Origin of the sequence: Azospirillum sp. INR13, assembly GCF_015390205.1 — a bacterium.
Lineage (GTDB): Bacteria > Pseudomonadota > Alphaproteobacteria > Azospirillales > Azospirillaceae > Azospirillum.
The window spans coordinates 23522-40229 of record NZ_VUOI01000025.1; the positions used below are offsets into that span (position 1 = coordinate 23522).

Annotated in this window: 12 protein-coding genes and 1 pseudogene; 3 read left to right on the forward strand and 10 right to left on the reverse strand. The window is 69.9% G+C overall.

Features of this window, described 5'->3' with window-relative positions:
* Positions 1–45: 45 nt before the first annotated feature.
* Together dapE and F1643_RS16710 are read left to right on the forward strand one after the other, a co-directional pair.
* A complete protein-coding gene (gene dapE / locus F1643_RS16705; RefSeq protein WP_194914362.1) occupies positions 46–1194 on the forward strand; it encodes a succinyl-diaminopimelate desuccinylase in 1149 nt (382 codons plus the stop codon).
* A 19-nt stretch (positions 1195–1213) separates the two neighbouring features.
* Positions 1214–1786: a hypothetical protein gene (locus F1643_RS16710; protein WP_149225563.1), complete on the forward strand. Its 573-nt coding sequence runs from the start codon at positions 1214–1216 to the stop codon at positions 1784–1786.
* A gap of 82 nt (positions 1787–1868) precedes the next feature.
* Here F1643_RS16710 and cobT read toward each other — a convergent pair whose 3' ends face one another.
* Both cobT and F1643_RS16720 read right to left on the reverse strand, forming a co-directional pair.
* Complete coding sequence (gene cobT / locus F1643_RS16715; protein ID WP_194914364.1) at positions 1869–2894, reverse strand: nicotinate-nucleotide--dimethylbenzimidazole phosphoribosyltransferase; 1026 nt, start codon at positions 2892–2894, stop codon at positions 1869–1871.
* Between the two features lie 114 nt (positions 2895–3008).
* Positions 3009–3920 carry a hypothetical protein gene (locus F1643_RS16720; RefSeq protein ID WP_255542910.1) on the reverse strand — a complete coding sequence of 304 codons (912 nt, stop codon included), beginning with the start codon at positions 3918–3920 and terminating at the stop codon, positions 3009–3011.
* A gap of 349 nt (positions 3921–4269) precedes the next feature.
* Between F1643_RS16720 and F1643_RS16725 the strand changes: the two genes are divergently transcribed.
* Complete coding sequence (locus F1643_RS16725; protein ID WP_194914366.1) at positions 4270–6066, forward strand: acyl-CoA dehydrogenase; 1797 nt, start codon at positions 4270–4272, stop codon at positions 6064–6066.
* Between the two features lie 284 nt (positions 6067–6350).
* Here F1643_RS16725 and F1643_RS16730 read toward each other — a convergent pair whose 3' ends face one another.
* From F1643_RS16730 to F1643_RS16760, 8 genes and pseudogenes are all read right to left on the reverse strand, one after another.
* On the reverse strand, positions 6351–7667 hold the full coding sequence (locus F1643_RS16730; protein WP_194914368.1) for a hydroxyacid-oxoacid transhydrogenase: 1317 nt from the start codon (positions 7665–7667) through the stop codon (positions 6351–6353).
* An 83-nt stretch (positions 7668–7750) separates the two neighbouring features.
* Positions 7751–10273: a DUF2339 domain-containing protein gene (locus F1643_RS16735; RefSeq protein ID WP_370540651.1), complete on the reverse strand. Its 2523-nt coding sequence runs from the start codon at positions 10271–10273 to the stop codon at positions 7751–7753.
* A 372-nt stretch (positions 10274–10645) separates the two neighbouring features.
* The gene (locus F1643_RS16740) at positions 10646–11275 is read right to left on the reverse strand and encodes a DUF72 domain-containing protein (protein ID WP_255542911.1); all 630 of its coding nucleotides are present in this window, start codon (positions 11273–11275) and stop codon (positions 10646–10648) included.
* A gap of 197 nt (positions 11276–11472) precedes the next feature.
* The gene (pcsA, locus tag F1643_RS16745; protein WP_194914370.1) at positions 11473–12180 is read right to left on the reverse strand and encodes a phosphatidylcholine synthase; all 708 of its coding nucleotides are present in this window, start codon (positions 12178–12180) and stop codon (positions 11473–11475) included.
* Positions 12181–12388: 208 nt separating this feature from the next.
* Positions 12389–13714, reverse strand: coding sequence for a glycolate oxidase subunit GlcF (glcF, locus tag F1643_RS16750; RefSeq protein WP_194914372.1), 1326 nt, complete (start codon positions 13712–13714; stop codon positions 12389–12391).
* 17 nt (positions 13715–13731) lie between these two features.
* Positions 13732–14211, reverse strand: coding sequence for an FAD-linked oxidase C-terminal domain-containing protein (locus F1643_RS25010; RefSeq protein ID WP_370540657.1), 480 nt, complete (start codon positions 14209–14211; stop codon positions 13732–13734).
* A gap of 505 nt (positions 14212–14716) precedes the next feature.
* Positions 14717–15031: pseudogene (locus F1643_RS23610) on the reverse strand (FAD-binding protein); the annotation flags it as partial.
* Positions 15032–15047: 16 nt separating this feature from the next.
* Positions 15048–16535, reverse strand: a complete 1488-nt coding sequence (locus F1643_RS16760; protein WP_194914375.1) for an FAD-linked oxidase C-terminal domain-containing protein — start codon at positions 16533–16535, stop codon at positions 15048–15050.
* Positions 16536–16708 lie beyond the last annotated feature (173 nt).

Genomic DNA, 16708 nt, shown 5'->3' on the forward strand with positions numbered 1-16708 from the left:
GGGGATGACGACCGGCGGAGGCCGGGCCGGTTGGAAAATACCAGCATGACCATCGACCCCGTCGACCTCGCCCAGGATCTCATCCGCTGCCCCAGCGTCACGCCGCGCGACTACGGCGCGCTGGGTGTTCTGGAGGCGGCGCTGGCGCCGATGGGCTTCACCTGCCACCGCCTGCGCTTCCAGCAGGAGGGGACGGAACCGGTGGAAAATCTCTATGCCCGGCTCGGCACCGACGGTCCCAACTTTTGCTTCGCCGGCCATACCGACGTTGTTCCGCCGGGCGACAGGGGCTGGACGGTCGATCCCTTCGCCGGCGAGGTGATGGGCGGACGCCTGTTCGGCCGCGGCGCGGTGGACATGAAAGGCGCCATCGCCGCCTTCGTCGCCGCCGTGTCGCGCCGGCTGCAGGACGGGCCGCCCGCCGGCTCGATCAGCCTGCTCATCACCGGCGACGAGGAAGGGGTGGCGATCAACGGCACCCGCAAGGTGCTGGACTGGATGGCCGAGCGCGGCGAGCGCATCGACGCCTGCGTGGTGGGGGAGCCGACCAACCCCAAGGCGCTGGGCGACATGATCAAGATCGGCCGGCGCGGCAGCCTGACCGGCTTCCTGACCGTGTTCGGCGCGCAAGGCCACGTCGCCTATCCGCATCTGGCCGACAACCCGCTGCCGCGGCTGGTCCGCATGCTGGCCGCCATCACCGAACACCCGATGGACGAGGGCACGGCGCATTTCCAGCCCTCCACCCTGGCGCTGACCACCATCGACGTCGACAACACGGCGACCAACGTCATTCCCGCCCAGGGCAAGGCGACCTTCAACATCCGCTTCAACGATGCCCACACCCCGGCCGGCATCGAGGCGTGGCTGCGCCGCACCTTCGATTCCATCGGCGGTGCCTATGAGCTGGAGGTCTATTGTTCCGGCGACAGCTTCGTCACCCCGCCCGGTCCGCTGACCGAACTGGTAGCCGAGGCGGTGGAAAGCGTGACCGGGCGCCGTCCCGAATACTCGACCACCGGTGGAACGTCGGACGCCCGCTTCATCAAGAATGTCTGCCCGGTGGTGGAGTTCGGGCTGGTCGGCCAGACCATGCACAAGGTCGACGAATATTGTTCGGTGGAGGATCTCCGCCGGCTGACGGACATCTACGAGGCCATCCTGAAGGGCGTGTTCACGCGCCTTGCCGGGTGAGTCTTCCAACCGGGACACCATGATGCCGCTGACCACCCCCGCCATCCTGTCCGCGCTGACCGGCGCCTGGCGGTTGGCCCGCTTCGACCGGACGGGGATGGAGTTCTTCGACCGCACGCCCGAGGGGGCGCTGAACTCCTTCTATGCGGCGCTGGTGGTGCTGCCGGCCTATGCGCTGCTGCTGGCGATCCGGCTGTGGGACCAGCTGGACGGCACCCCGGTGCTGCAGCTGGTGACGGTGGAGGGCATCGCCTATGTCGTCAGCTGGACCGCCTTCCCGCTCGCCCTGTTCCGCATATCGGCGCTGCTGGGCAAGGAGCAGCTCTATCCCGGCGCGCTGACCGCCTACAACTGGTCGGCGGTGGTGCAGATGGCGATCTACCTGCCGGCCATCGTCCTGTCGGCCAGCGGCCTGCTGCCGTCCGGAATGTCGGAAGCGCTGGTCTTCGGCGTGATGATGGCGATGCTGACCTACCAGTGGTTCGTGCTGCGCACCGCCCTGTCGCTGTCGGGGCTGGCCGCCGCGGCGCTGGTGATGCTGGATCTGTTCCTGTCGGCAGCGATCAGCGACTTGGCCGACGGGATGTTGTGAGGGCTGGCTGACTTGCCCCCACCTAACCTCCCCCGCTGGGCGGGGAGGTTAGGTGGGGGTGTAGCTCCGCTCTATCTGCAGATCACCCCTGCGTGGCAACGCCCGCGTCGGCGAAAGTCGCCATGCCGGCGTGGCAGGCGACAGCGGACTTCACGATGTTGATCGCCAGCGCCGCGCCGGAGCCCTCGCCCAGCCGCATGCCCAGATCGAGCAGCGGCTCCTTGCCGATGGCCTGCATCAGGCGGGTATGGCCCGGCTCGACCGAGCGGTGGGAAACCATGCAGTGGTCTAGCGCGCGGCGGTCGGCCTTGAACAGCACGGCGGCGGCGGCGGTGCAGGCAAAGCCGTCGAGCAGCACCGGCACGCGGGCGACGCGGGCGGCCAGGATGGCCCCGGCGATGGCGGCGAACTCGTAGCCGCCCAGGCAGCGCAGGGCCTCGAACGGGTCGTCCTTGGCCTGCGGGTTGGCGGCGACGCCGGCCTCCACCGCGGCGATCTTGCGGGCAAGGCCGGCATCGTCGATGCCGGTGCCGCGGCCGGTCCAGTCGGCCGCCTCGCCGCCGAACAGGGCGAGGCACATCGCCGCCGCCGAGGTCGAGTTGGCGATGCCCATCTCGCCCAGCGCCAGCAGCTGGACGCCCATCTCCACCGCCATCATGCCGTAGGCCATGGTGCGGCAGCATTCCTCCTCGCCCATGGCCGGGCCCTGGGTGAAGTCGGCGGTCGGGTTCTCCAGGTCCAGCTCGTAGACGCGCAGGTCGGCGTCGGCCACCTCGCAGAGCTGGTTGACCGCCGCGCCGCCGTTCTGGAAGTTGGCGACCATCTGCACCGTCACCTCGGCCGGGAAGGCCGAGACGCCGCGGGCGGCCACGCCGTGATTGCCGGCGAAGACGGCGACGCGCGGGCGGCGGACCTCGGCCGGATGCTGGCCCTGCCAGGTCGCCATCCACTGCGCGATCTCCTCCAGCCGGCCGAGCGAGCCCGCCGGCTTGGTCAGCTGCCGTTCGCGCTGGAGGGCCGCGGTGCCGGCCTCCAGGTCGGGGCCGGGCAGGTTGCGCACGAGCGCGCGGATTTCCTCGAAGGTGACGGCGGGCTGCTGGTTGCTCATGATCGGTCCTGAGGGGTGAGCGCCAAAAAACGGCGCGACCTTGCACCCATCCGGCCGTCAAGTCAAAGCGCCAGCGTAGGGCATTTTGCCCCTGCGGCAGCCCTACGGCCCCGCTCAGGCCGCCTTGGTCACGGCATCCTTGCCGGCGGCGCCCGCGGTTGCGGCGGCGACCGGCGTCGCCGATTCGGACCCGACGATCCGGCCGAGCCCCAGCCCGAAGCCCATGGCGACGCCGTTGCCCGCCGTCTGGTCGGTCCGCACCGGCTCCTCGCGCATGCGGCGGTTCTCCTTGTCTCGCAGGCGGGCCGGGCGTCCGCTGACGCTGTCGACTTCGTCCGGCGTCTCCAGCGCGTTCAGCGCCAGCACCTGATAGATCGACAGCGGCGTGCCGTTCAGCGCCTTGGCCGGGGCCATCGGCACCTGGGTGGTGAAGCCGTCCGGCATGTCCTGCTTGCGCACGGCATCGGTCGCCGCCTGGGCCGGGGCGAAGTTGGCCAGCGGGTTCTCCGAGAACTTCGTGGCGAAACGGTCGTAGATCTCTTTCAGCGACTTCGCCTTGCCGGTAGCCTTGTCGTAGAAGACGTTCTTGTTGGCAGCGGCGGCGTCGGGAAAGACGTCGCGGGCGGTGCGGCCGGGATTCTCCTGCATCGCGTTCAGGAACTTCGACGCGCCGCCGGCCCCCAGGAAATGCGCCATGTACAGCTCCGTCGAGCCGATCTTGCCGCCCACCGTCTCCTCCAGATACTCCTTGTTGCCGCGGGTGTATTCCGCCGCCATCAGTGCCGAGGCGGTGGGATCCTTGCGCAGCTCCAGGATCTCCCTCTTCATCTCCGGATCGGCGACATAGGGGCGGCCGTCGCCGCGGGTCTGGATGGCGTTGGCGTATTTGCCATAGCCGTGGTCGGCGCCATGCTCCTTCATCGTCTGCAGCCATGTGCTGTCGATGAACTGATAGAGCCCGGTCGCCGAGGAGGAGGAGGACTTAATGTCCGTGCGGTAGCCGCTCTCCACGGCAGCTTTTTCCATGAGGTAGGAAAAATCGACCCCCGTCCTGGCGCTGGCATTGCGAACGGCGGCCTCCACATTGGCCGGGCCGCGGGATGCGCGGGCCTGCTGGGCGGCGGTGTCGCTGGGATTGCGAGGGCGGAAGCGTAGGTCATGGGTCGATCCCCGTGTGAAGGCCCCGGTGGGGCATCCGGATCAATGCAGATGCCGTGCCAACCGGGTGGACACTTGATGCGGCCACGCAGCGGGCATAGCCTTGCGACGCGGCATCCCGCCCTCTCGCCAAGCACCATTCGATGCTGTATGTTAACCTATAGGTAAACCAAACAATCCTTCCCCTATAAATCTGCCCTGGGAGAACCGCCCCGCCATGACCTACACCGCTCCGGTCGACGATCTGCGCTTCGTCCTGAACGAGGTGGTGGGCCTCGACGCCATCGCCGCCCTGCCCCATTGCGACAGCGCCGCCCCCGATCTGGTCGACGCGATCCTGGAAGAGGCCGGCAAGTTCGCCTCCGGCGTACTCGCCCCGCTGAACCGGGTGGGCGACAAGGAGGGTGCCAAGCTGGAGAACGGCGTCGTCCGCACCGCGACCGGCTGGAAGGAGGCCTACGGCCAGTTCACGCAAGCCGGCTGGAACAGCCTGCCCTTCGAGCCGGAGTATGGCGGGCAGGGCCTGCCCTGGACCGTCGCCTTCGCGGTGAACGAGATGTGGCAGGCCGCCAACCTGTCCTTCGGCCTGTGCCCGCTGCTGACCCAGGGCGCGGTGGACCTGCTGACCGAGCATGCGAGCGACGAGCAGAAGGCGGTCTATCTGTCGAAGATGATCTCCGGCGAATGGACCGGGACGATGAACCTGACCGAACCGCAGGCGGGCAGCGACCTCGCCGCGGTGCGGACCAAGGCGGTGCGGGCCGAGGACGGCAGCTACCGCATCACCGGCCAGAAGATCTTCATCACCTATGGCGAGCATGACCTGACGGAGAACATCGTCCATCTGGTGCTGGCCCGCCTGCCCGACGCCCCGGCCGGCATCAAGGGCATCAGCCTGTTCATCGTGCCGAAGTTCCTGCCCAACGCCGACGGCACCCCCGGCCAGCGCAACGACCTGCGCTGCGCCAGCCTGGAGCACAAGCTGGGCATCATGGCCAGCCCGACCGCGGTGATGGCCTATGGCGACGACGAGGGCGCCATCGGCTATCTCGTTGGCGAGGAGAACCGTGGCATCGAATACATGTTCACGATGATGAACAATGCCCGGCTCGGTGTCGGCATCCAGGGCGTGGCGATCGCCGAGCGCGCCTATCAGCAGGCCCGCGATTACGCGAAGAGCCGCGTGCAGAGCAAGGATCTGGCCGATCCCAAGGGCTCCGGCGTCGCCATCATCAAGCATCCCGACGTGCGCCGCATGCTGCTGGACATGCGCGCCAAGACCGAAGCGGCGCGGGCGCTGGCGCTCTATGCCGGCACGCAGCTGGACATCTCCCGCCACCACGAGGATCCGGCGGTGCGCGCTGCCGCCACCGCGCGGGTCGATGTGCTGACCCCCATCGTCAAGGCGTGGTCGACCGACATCGGCTGCGAGGTGGCCTCCACCGGCGTGCAGATCCATGGCGGCATGGGCTTCATCGAGGAGACGGGTGCGGCCCAGCATTACCGCGACGCCCGCATCACCCCGATCTACGAGGGCACCAACGGCATCCACGGCAACGACCTGACCTTCCGCAAGACCGGCCGCGACAAGGGTGCGGCGGCGAGAGCCTTCGTCACCGACATGCGGGCGACGGTGGAGGAGTTGGGTGCGGCCCCCGGCGACGACCTCACGGTGATCCGGACCGAGCTGTCGGCTGGGCTGGACGCGCTGGACAAGGCGATCGACTGGATGGTGGCGACCCAGGCGGAGGGCGACCTGCAAGGCGCCGCCGCCGGTGCGGTGGCGTATCTGAAGCTGTGGGGGACGGTGGCCGGCGGCTGGATGCTCGCCCGCTCGGCGATGAAGGCGATGGAGGGGATGCGCCAGCCGGGTGCCAACGCGTCCTTCCTGGAGACCAAGCTGATCGTCGCGCGCTTCTACGCCGAGCAGGTTCTGGCGACCGCCCCCGCCCTGCTGCCGACCATCGCCAGCGCCCGCAACACGGTGATGGCGCTGAGCGAAGAGCAGTTCTGAGGTTGGCGCCCCTGTTTCGCGGGGGTGGATGGAACGTTTGAAACACCGTGAAACGGTTTTCCGGACCCTGTTCACCTGTTCCACGCCACCCGTGCGACGGTGGAGGGGAGCGGTGAACGGGGTGGGAAACCGGGCAACGGGGGACATGGGGACTCCGCACAGGCATAGGTTGTTATTCCTATAACGAGCGGAGGTCGCGGGCAACGATCAGCGGGAAAAAGCGGGCGCTATCCCCCCTCTCCCCCCGGGGAGAGGGGATTCGTGCCGCCCCTCCAAGATGCCCCTCACCAGTAACGCATCGCATCCGCGTACAGCCCGCGCAGGTCGTCCTCCGACACCGGGCGGGGGGCGATGGTCAGCAGGCGTTGCTGGGCGGCGGCGCCCTTGACCAGACCGGGGATGTCGGCCTCGCCATAGCCCAGCGCCGACAGGCCGTTCGGCAGGCCGGTCGCCCGCATCATCGAAATCAGCCGGGTCGCCAGCATCTCGCCGCCATCCTCCGGCGAGGCGCCGCGCGTGTCCGCCCCCAGCGCTTCGGCGGCGCGGAGATGGGCTTCGGGGGCAGCGGGGCCGGTGAAGCGGAAGGCGGCGGGGGCGTTCAGCACCACCGAGATGCCGTGCGGCACCATCGGGTCCACCGTCTCGTACCCCGTCGCGGTGAAGCTGTGGTTCATCCCCGCCACCGAATAGGACATGGCGTGCGGGATGTGGACGCCGGCATTGCCGAAAGCCAGACCGGCCAGCGTCGCAGCGAACATCAGCGCGTCGCGCGCTTCCGCGCAGTCGGGGTCGTTGACCGCCCGTTCCAGCCATTGCCCACCCAGCCGGATCGCCTGCAGGCTGCCGATGTCCGACCACGGGTTGGCGCCCTGGTAGGGCGGGCGGGCCGTCGGGGATTCGGGACGCGGACGGGAGCGGAAGGGGCGCGCGGTGTGGCTCTCGATGGCGTGGGTCAGCACGTCGAAGCCGGTGGCGGCGATGGCGCCGGGCGGCAGGCTGTCGATGGTGCGCGGATCGACGACGGCGAGGCTCGGCCGCAGATAGCGGGACGAAATGCCGGTCTTCACCTGCTTTTCCACATGGTCGAAGATGGCGACGCCGGTGGTCTCGCTGCCGGTCCCGCAGGTGGTCGGGCAGGCGATGTGCGGCTTGACCGGGCCGGGGACCGGAATGCCCTCCCCCAGCGGCTTGTTGACATAGGCGAGGAAGTCCGCCGGATGGGTGGCGTAGAGGTTCGCCGCCTTGGCGGTGTCGATCACCGATCCGCCGCCGATGGAGACATAGCCGTCGAATCCGCCGTCCCGCGCGAAATCGGCGGCGTCGAGGAAGGAGGCGCTGGTCGGCTCCACCCGGCAGCGGTCGTAGACCACCGGGTCCATGCCCGCCCGCTTCAGCGACTCCAACGCCATGGCGAAGGGTTCCGTCGCCGCAACGCGCGGGTCGGTGAACAGCGCCACCCGCGTCATGCCAAGCGAGACCGCGTCGCCGCCCAATTCGGCCAGCATGCCGGGACCGAACTTCATCCGCGCCGCCTCGACGGTGAAGCCCTCCTCGCCGTCGGGAAGGATGGGATAGGCGTTGCCGTGCGTCTCGCGGTCCATCTGGCGCTGCTCCTCCGGTGGCGGGGGCCGGGTTCCCTCCCGGCCCATCCTTCACCGTATGGGAGCGTTCCCCGCCCGGTCTGTCAATGCGTCCGTTGGTCCAACAGATTGTCTGTGGGCAGATCATCAGCCGGAGAAGGCGGCTCCGGCGGGGTGCCGGCGGCGGGCGGGCGCAGAAGCCGCTGATACAGCCAGCCGATGCCGACCAGCGAGACGCCGAGCCCGAGGAAGGAGGCGACGCGGTACATCCCCTCCAGGTCCGACATGTCGCTGAGGAACACCTTGGCGACCACCGCCAGCACCAGCACCAGACCGGCATGACGCATCCAGCCCCAGCCGAAGCGGATGCCAACCACAAGCATCGCCACGGCGAACAGCAGAAAGCCGACCGAATAGGCGTACCATTCGGCGTCCGACATCTCGTAGCCGTTCAGCACCGGCCCCTGGAAGGCGCGGCGAATCTCCAGCGCGAGGTTGGTGGCGATCAGCAGCATCGGCAGGACCGGCGCGGCGCTCCGCAGGCTGCGAGACGGCGGCGGGTCGTACCAGAGATAGAGCAGCAGCAGGACGGCCGGCGCGCCATAGGCCAGCAGCAGCCGGTTGACCACCGGCCAGGTGCCGACCCATTCGAAATTCCACAGCGGGTTCAGCCCCAGCAGATGCAGGAAGAAGGCGGTCGCGGCGGCCAGCAGGACCAGCAGGCGCCGGCCCCACACCGCCACCGGCCGCGCGCTCCACCGCCGGTCGGCGGCCAACAGCAGGGCAAGCCCCAGCCAGGACAGGGTGTGCAGCGCCACCTCCGTCAGGCCGGACGGTTCCGCCTCCAGGCTGCCGGCCATCCAGCGATGGATGCCCAGCGACAGCATCAGGGTGGTGAAGATCAGGGCGCCGGCCTCCAGCACCATCACCACCAGATCGTCGCCTTTCCCGTCCGGTGCCGTCCGCATCAGGCGCGCCGCCACCAGGAAGCCCAGCGCCGGCAGACCATAGCCGTAGGCGATCCAGGCATAACCTTCGTAATCCAGCACATAGGGGTTGATCGCCAGCCGCACCAGCACGACGACCGCCACCAGCAGGGCGACCCCGCGCAGTTCGCGCAGGGTCATCCGCCGCTCCAGCCAGGCCAGCACCGGCACCTGCATCGCCAGCGCCACGGTCAGCCACGCCTCCTGCAGGGTCATGGTGGCGCCGAGGGCGATGGCGCCGCTCGCCCCGGCGGAGAAGGCGGCAAGGCCCAGCGCGGCGCCCGGCCGGTGACGGTGGCGGGCCAGGGGCGTGGTGCCGGCGACCAGCAGGGCAGCCAGTCCCAGCGCCGCGGCCGGCCAGCCGATGGCGGTCTCCGGCGGCGCCACTTGGGCGTAGGCCAGCGTCAGCAGGGCCAGCGGCACCAGGGCCGACAGCGACGCCCACAGCGCCGCCCGCCGCGCGCCCCACAAGGCGGCGAAACCGCCGATGCCGAACAGCGCCGCGAAGCCGCCCGCCACCCACAGGAAACGCGCGACCTCCGCCGGGTAGCCGGCCGGATCGGCGACGATCAGGGGCTGGCCCTCGGCAGTCAGCGGCGGCGGGCTGGACGGGACATAGGGCAGGCTCCAGGGCGCCAGCGACAGCAGCACGGTCAGCGCCGCGATCCAGGCAACGCCGGCGATCCGCTCGGTCCGCCGGCCGGCGGCCATGGCGAGAAGCGCGAACAGGGTCAGCACGCTCAGCGACACCGCGTCATGCCCGTCGCTCCAGGTGACGGCGGCGAACAGCAGGCCGAACAGCCGCATCGCCATCATCGCCAACCGGTCGGCGGGATGGCGCTGCTTGCGCCGGATCCAGTCGGGCAGCGCCCTGCGCCAGCCGGTGGCGGGCGCCGGCTCCGCCAGCCGGTCCTCCGCGGTTCCCGCAACCACGCCCAGCACGGCCGGAACCAGGAAGAGGGCGGAGGTCAGCAGCAGGTAGAGGCCGGTCGGCAATGCGTCGCCGCTGCGCCACGGGTCGATCATCCACACCAGCGGCCAGAGCGCCGCACCGGCCAGCGCCCCCCAGCCGAGCCAGCGCCAGCGGCGATACAGCACCACCGCCATGCCGGCCCCGTTCAGCGCCAGCAGATAGGCGAACAAGCCCCAGGCGTCCGGATTGTCGGATGGTATCAGAAGCGGCGTGACATAGCCGGCCAGCAGCCCGAGCGCGGCGATGAACGGCCCCTGCAGCAGCGACAGCCCGATGCCGACCAGCGACAGGGCGGCCAGCAGCGCGAAGGCGACCAGCGGCGCGAACAGGTCGAACAGGGCGAAGCCGCCATAGACGCTGGCGAAGGCGGTGAACAGGCCGGCGGCGGTCAGGGCCGGCGGCACGTAATCGGGGCGGAGCGCCGCGACGGCGCGCTGGGCCGGCCGGCGGCGCAGCCATTCGCCGCCCACCATCAGCCCGAAACCGGCGAGCAGCCCAAGCGCCACCCGCACGCCCGGCCCGAGCCAGCCATGCTCCACCGACAGCTTGATGAAGAAGGCCGCCGCCAGCGCCATGGTGCCGCCGCCGAGCCAGATCAGCCAGCGCGAGGCCAGCGATTCCTCCAGCTCGCGCCAGCCCGCCCGCGGCGGGGCGGTGGGCTTCGGCACGGCAGGCTGCGCGGCCTCTTCCGGCACGGGAGCCGCTTCGGCGGCAAGGACCGGTTCGGGGGGTTGCTCCGCCGGCGCTTCCTCCGTCGCCGCGGCCTCCGCCTCGACGGACGGGACGCCTGCAGAGGGGCGGCGCCGGTCAGCGCCTTGTCCAGCCTGCCGCGCAGCGTGGCGATCTCCGCCTCCTGCGCCTTCAGCCGCCGGTCCAGCCGGTGGGTGATGAAGCCGAAGATCAGCAGTAGGACGACGAACTCCATAACCACACCACCTGCACGCAACCGCCCCGCCTGTCGGGGGCCTTTCGCGGCAGGATAGCCCTGCAACAATGCACTGTCTCGGGCGTGCCGGGGGGCCTCCGATAGGGAAATGCGCCTATGACCGGACCCGCAGCCGCGCCATCGTCGCCAGCGCATCGTCCACGGCGTGGAAATCGGCGGTGTTGTCGAAGACGCACCAGACCGGCCGCAGCGCCGCCTCGGCAACGAGCCGTTCCGCAAGCGCGTCCAGCACCGCCGGCTGGTAGGCGGAGCGGTAGATGACCGGCGACCCGTGCAGCCGCCAATAGCGCACGCCGTCCCAGCCGCCGGGATCCCCGGCCCCCGGCACCGGGGCGGGGTCGGCGGCGACGCGGGCGACGCGGTGGGCGGCCAGCAGGGCGTCGGCTCCATCGCCGAACCAGGAGGCATGGCGCGGCTCGCACACCGCGTCGCCGTCGAAACGGGCGCGCAGCAGCGCGAAGAAATCCTCCGCGACCGCACGGTCAAAGCGCAGGCTGGGCGGCAACTGGACCAGCAGCGGGCCGAAGCGGTCGCCCAGCATCCCGGCCTCCGCCAAAAAGCGCTCCAGCGCGGCGTCGGCGCCCACCAGCCGGGCTTCGTGGCTGATCGCCTTGGGCAGCTTCACCGCGAACCGAAAACCAGATGGGGTGGAGGCGGCCCAGCGCGCCCAGGTCTCCGGCTTGTGCGGACGGTAGAAGCTGCTGTTCACCTCGGTCATCGCCATGACGCGGGGCGGTGCGTTCCAGATGGGTGCCCTCGGCGGGAAAGGCCGGGGCGGACAGCTTGGGAATGCTCCAGCCGGCGGTGCCGATCCGGATCGGATGAGCGGTGGCCAAGGCGGGTTCCTCTCTGCTGCGCCGGGTTGCCGCTCTGGCAACGCCCGCCACGCAGAGCTGTTCCCCAACCCGGGAATTCCGCAGATCAGGGACCGCGCAGGCTCCGCCAGGCGCAGACGGCGGCATAATAGATCGACGTCGCCAGCCACAGGCCGAACAGCCAGCCCGGACGCGCCGGCTCCAGCACCACCAGCGCGATGCAGCAGAGCAGCCATACCGTGGTCACCGCGATGTTCAGCGGCATCAGCGCCTTGACCCGGAAGGGATGCAGGAACTTGACCGTGGTGAAGGTCAGCAGCCCCAGCGCCACCACAACCGCCGCGTTGAACCAGGGATTGAGGTCGAGCAGCCAGAGATAGAGGGCAACGACGTTCCAGATCGCCGGGAAGCCGACGAAATAATTGTCGCCGCTCTTCATCCCGACATTGGCGAAGCAATAGAGCGCCGTCAGCAGGACCCAGGCGGCCAGCCCGACGCTGACCAACCCCTCCGGCAACAGGCCGAAGCGGTGCATGAACACCGCCGGCACCACGACATAGGTCAGGTAGTCGATGACGAGGTCCAGCGCCGAGCCGTCGATTCCCGGCAGCACCTGCTTGACCGAAACGCGGCGGGCCAGCGTGCCGTCCACGCCGTCGACGACCAGCGCGATGCCCAGCCACATCAGGCACAGCTTCGCATCGCCCGCCGCCGCCGCCAACAGGCCGAGCAGCCCCAGCACGGCGCCGCTGGCCGTGAAGATGTGAACGCCCCAGGCCGACAGGCGATGGGTGATTCCATAGCCGGCGCTCATGCCGATGTTTTCCGTGGGTGGCGAGGAGGACGGTGGCAAGGACAAGGCGATGACCTGAACGGAATGGGGCTGGGACGGAACGCGGTGAAGCGGCGGATCTTCTGACACAGATGAACGCAGATAAACACAGAATTGTGGGGGTATGAAACCTCCGGCTCCGCCCATGCCGCCGTGCGCCGCCGTCGCCGCGCCGTCCCTGCCCCGCCTCTTATGCCGCCCGCGCGCCGCCCTGCCGGAAGGCCGCCTTACCGGCCAGCGCGTCGGGCATCGGGCCGCCGGTCGCCCAGTCCAGCAACTCCACCGTGTGGACCACCGGCAGTCCGGTGCCGGACGCGATCTGGGTGATGCAGCCGAGATTGCCGGCCGCCACCGCCTGCGGATGCGTGCTTTCGATGGCCGCGACCTTGCGGTCGCGCAGTTCCCCCGCCAATTCCGGCTGCAGCATGTTGTAGGTGCCGGCCGATCCGCAGCAGAGATGGGCGTCGGGGATCTCCTTCACAAGAAAGCCGGCGGCGCGCAGCAGGGCGCGCGGCGGCTCCTTGATGCGCTGGCCGTGCTGCATGGAACAGGCGGAGTGGTAGGCGACCGCCTGCCCCGTCTCCACCACCGGCCGGGCCAGCCCGATCTCGTCCATCAGTTCGGTCACGTCCTTCGCGAGAGCCGCCACCTGCGCCGCCTTGACGGCATAGGCGGAGTCCTCGCGGAACATGTGGCCGTAGTCCTTCACGCTGGTGCCGCAGCCCGACGCGTTGATGACGATGGCATCCAGCCCCTCGCCCTCGATCTCCCTGGTCCAGGCGTCGATGGTCTTCCTGGCGGCGGCGTGGGCGAGGTCCTCCTTGCCCATATGGTGCGTCAGGGCGCCGCAGCAGTCGGCTCCCTTGGACACCACCACCTCGACGCCGTGACGGGTCAGCAGGCGGATGGTCGCCTCGTTGATCTGCGGGGCCAGCACCTGCTGGGCGCAGCCGATCAGCAAGGCCACACGCTTCTTCCGCGGCCCCTGCGCCGGATGCACGCCGGGCCGGTCGCTGTAGCTCGGCGCCGGGACGCTGGCCGGGGTCAGCGCCAGCATGGCGGACAGCCGCTTGGGCAGCATGGCGCGGAACGGGCGTCCCAGCGACGCTCCCAGCAGCGCCATACGGAACAGCCGCGGATTGGGCAGCACCCGTGCGATCAGGTCGCGCATCGCCCGGTCGGCGGGCGGGCGGGTGTGGGTGGCCTCGATATGGGCGCGGGCGTGATCGACCAGATGCATGTAGTGGACGCCCGATGGGCAGGTCGTCATGCAGGACAGGCAGGACAGGCAGCGGTCGATGTGCTTGACCGTGGTGTCTGGCGGCGGGCCGCCCTTCTCCAGCATGTCCTTGATCTGGTAGATGCGGCCGCGCGGGCTGTCCAGCTCGTCACCCAGGATGGTGTAGGTCGGACAGGTCGCGGTGCAGAAGCCGCAATGCACGCATTTGCGCAGGATCTGTTCCGAGTCGCGGATCGCGGCATCGGCCAGCTGGGCCAGCGAGAAGTTCGTTTGCATCGAGGTCGGTCTTCCCGTTACAGCCCCGCATACATGCGGCCGGGGTTGAGGATGCCCTTGGGGTCGAAGCTTTCCTTGACGCGGCGGCTGAGCGCCATCAGCGGCTCGGGCAAGGGCTGGAACACGTCCGTCGCGGCGCGTACGGCCTCCGGCGCCCGCACCAGCGTGGCGTGTCCACCGGCGGAGAGTGCGCTTCGGATGGTTGTGCCCGAGTCGGGCGGCGCCGCCAGCCAGACCAAGCCGCCGCCCCAGTCGTAGAAAGCCTCGATGTCGAGCTTGCGGCGGATGGCGTCGACGGTCGAAGGGCCAGTCGAAGGGGGGACGGAGAGTTTTCCAGAGGTGGGGAGTGTCGCCGCGGTTGCCCCCTCCCCGACCCTCCCCCGCTGGAGCGGTGGAGGGAGATTGGGCCGTCGTCGGCAAGGCCCCCTCTCCCGCCGAAGGCGGGGGAGGGTTGGGGAGGGGGCCGTCGGCGACCACCTCCCCCAACCACCCCCCATCCCTCACCTCGCGCCAGATCGCCAGCGACCCGTCGCGCCCCAGCACCGCATCCGCCCGCAGTTCCTCGCGCAGCATGGTGACGCGCGCGGCAACCGACGGGCCGAAGCCCTCCAGCCGCACCAGCGTCACCGCTCCGCCCGCCCCCGCCACGGCGGACACGCCCGACCGCGTGGCGATCCCTGCCGGCAGATGGGCGGCGCCCGACACCTCGTAGGGGCTGCGCAGCGCGCGGTCGAGCATCGCCACCGCAGCCGCGTCGTCCAGCCCGAACAGCAGCAGCGTCGCGGTATCCTCCGGCGCCGGCAGCACCTTCACCGTGATCTCGGTCAGCGCGGTCAGCGTGCCGAAGGAGCCCGCCATCAGCTTGGGCACGTCATAGCCGGTAACGTTCTTCACCACCTTGCCGCCGCCCTTGTAGGCCTCCGCCCGGCCGCTGACCCCGGCGATTCCCAGCGTGTGGTCGCGGGCGGAACCGGCGGAGATGCGGCGCGGCCCGGCCAGCCCGCTGGCGACCAGCCCGCCCAAGGTTCCTCCCTCGGGCGGCTCGAAAGCCAGATGCTGCCCGCGTTCGGCCAGCATCCTGCGGATCGTCGCCATCGGCGTGCCGGCCAGCGCGGTCAGCACCAGTTCCTCCGGTTCATAGGCGATGACGCCCGACAGGCCCGACAGGTCGAGCGCGTGGCCGGCCTGCACCGGGCGGCCCAGCCCGCGGCGGCTGCCGCTGCCCAGGATCTCCAGCGGCTCGCCGGCCGACAGAGCCCAGCGCACCGCGGCGGTCACCTGCGCGGCGGTCTCCGGCTTCAAGGTGGTGATGGTCATGGCGGACAACGGCCCCTCAGAAGCGCGGGATGTCGGGGAAGCGCAGTTCCCCTTGGTGGACGTGCAGCCGGCCGAGTTCGGCACAGCGGTGCAGCGTGGGGAAGACCTTGCCGGGATTCAGCAGACCGTCGGGGTCGAAGGCGCATTTCAACCGCTGCTGCTGCTGCAGATCGGCCTCGTCGAACTGGTCGGTCATCAGGTCGCGCTTTTCCACGCCCACGCCATGCTCGCCGGTCAGCACGCCGCCGACCTCGACGCACAGGCGCAGGATGTCGTTGCCGAACGCCTCCGCCGCCTCCAGCTCGCCCGGCTTGTTGGCATCGTAGAGGATCAGCGGATGCAGGTTGCCGTCGCCGGCATGGAAGACGTTGGCGACGCGCAGGCCGCAGCGGTCCGACATCTCCTGCATCCGCTGCAGCACCAGCGGCAGCGCCTTGCGCGGAATCGTACCGTCCATGCAGTAATAGTCGGGACTGATCCGCCCCACCGCCGGGAAGGCGGCCTTGCGCCCGGCCCAGAAGGCCAGCCGCTCCTCCTCGCTTTTGGACACGCGGGCGTAGCAGGCGCCCTTGTCGCGGGCGATGGCCTCCACCCGGTCGATCAGGTGGTCGACCTCCGCCGCCGGGCCGTCCAGCTCGACGATCAGCAAAGCCTCGACATCCAGCGGGTAGCCGGCATGGACGAAGGCCTCCGCCGCGTGGATGGCGGGGCGGTCCATCATCTCCATGCCGCCGGGGATGATGCCGGCGGCGATGATCGCCGCCACGCAGTCGCCGCCCTGCTCGCTGCTGGGGAAGCCGAGCAGCACCGCACGGGCGGTCGCCGGCTTCTTCAGGATGCGCACGGTGACCTCGGTCACCACGCCGAGCAGCCCCTCCGACCCGGTGATGATCCCCATCAGGTCGTAGCCGCCGGCGTCCAGATGCTTGCCGCCCAGCCGGATGACGGTGCCGTCCATCAGCACCATCTCCAGCCCCAGCACGTTGTTGGTGGTCAGCCCGTATTTCAGGCAGTGCACGCCGCCGGAATTCTCGGCGATGTTGCCGCCGATGGTGCAGGCGATCTGGCTGGACGGATCGGGGGCGTAATAGAAGCCCTCATGCGCGACCGCGTTGGAGATGCCGAGGTTGGTCACCCCCGGCTGCGCGGTGACGCAGCGGTTGGCATAGTCGATGTCGAGGATGCGCTTGAACTTGCCCATGCCGAGCAGCACGCCGTCGGCCAGCGGCAGGGCGCCGCCGGACAGCGAGGTGCCGGCCCCGCGCGGCACCACCTTCACCCCCATCGCCTTGCAGGCCTTCAGGACCTGCGACACCTGCTCCACCGTGCTGGGCAGGACGGCGACCATCGGCAGCTGGCGATAGGCGGTAAGCCCGTCGCATTCATAGGCGCGCAGTTCGTTCTCGTCGACGATCACGCCTTCGCCGGGAACGATGGCGCGCAGCGCCTCCACGATCTCCCGGCGGCGGGCGATCACCCCGCTGTCCGGCACCGGCATCTTCATGGCGGGCGGTCCTTATCCCGTTGCGGCGAACTCGTCCGCCACACGTACCATCCGCCGCGATCCTAAGACAAGACGATGCGGCGACCGGGATGCAGGCACCTGAAAACGCAAGAGCCGCACCCGAAGGCGCGGCTCTTGCGTAAACACCCGATGACGGAGAGGCTGGGCGCGAT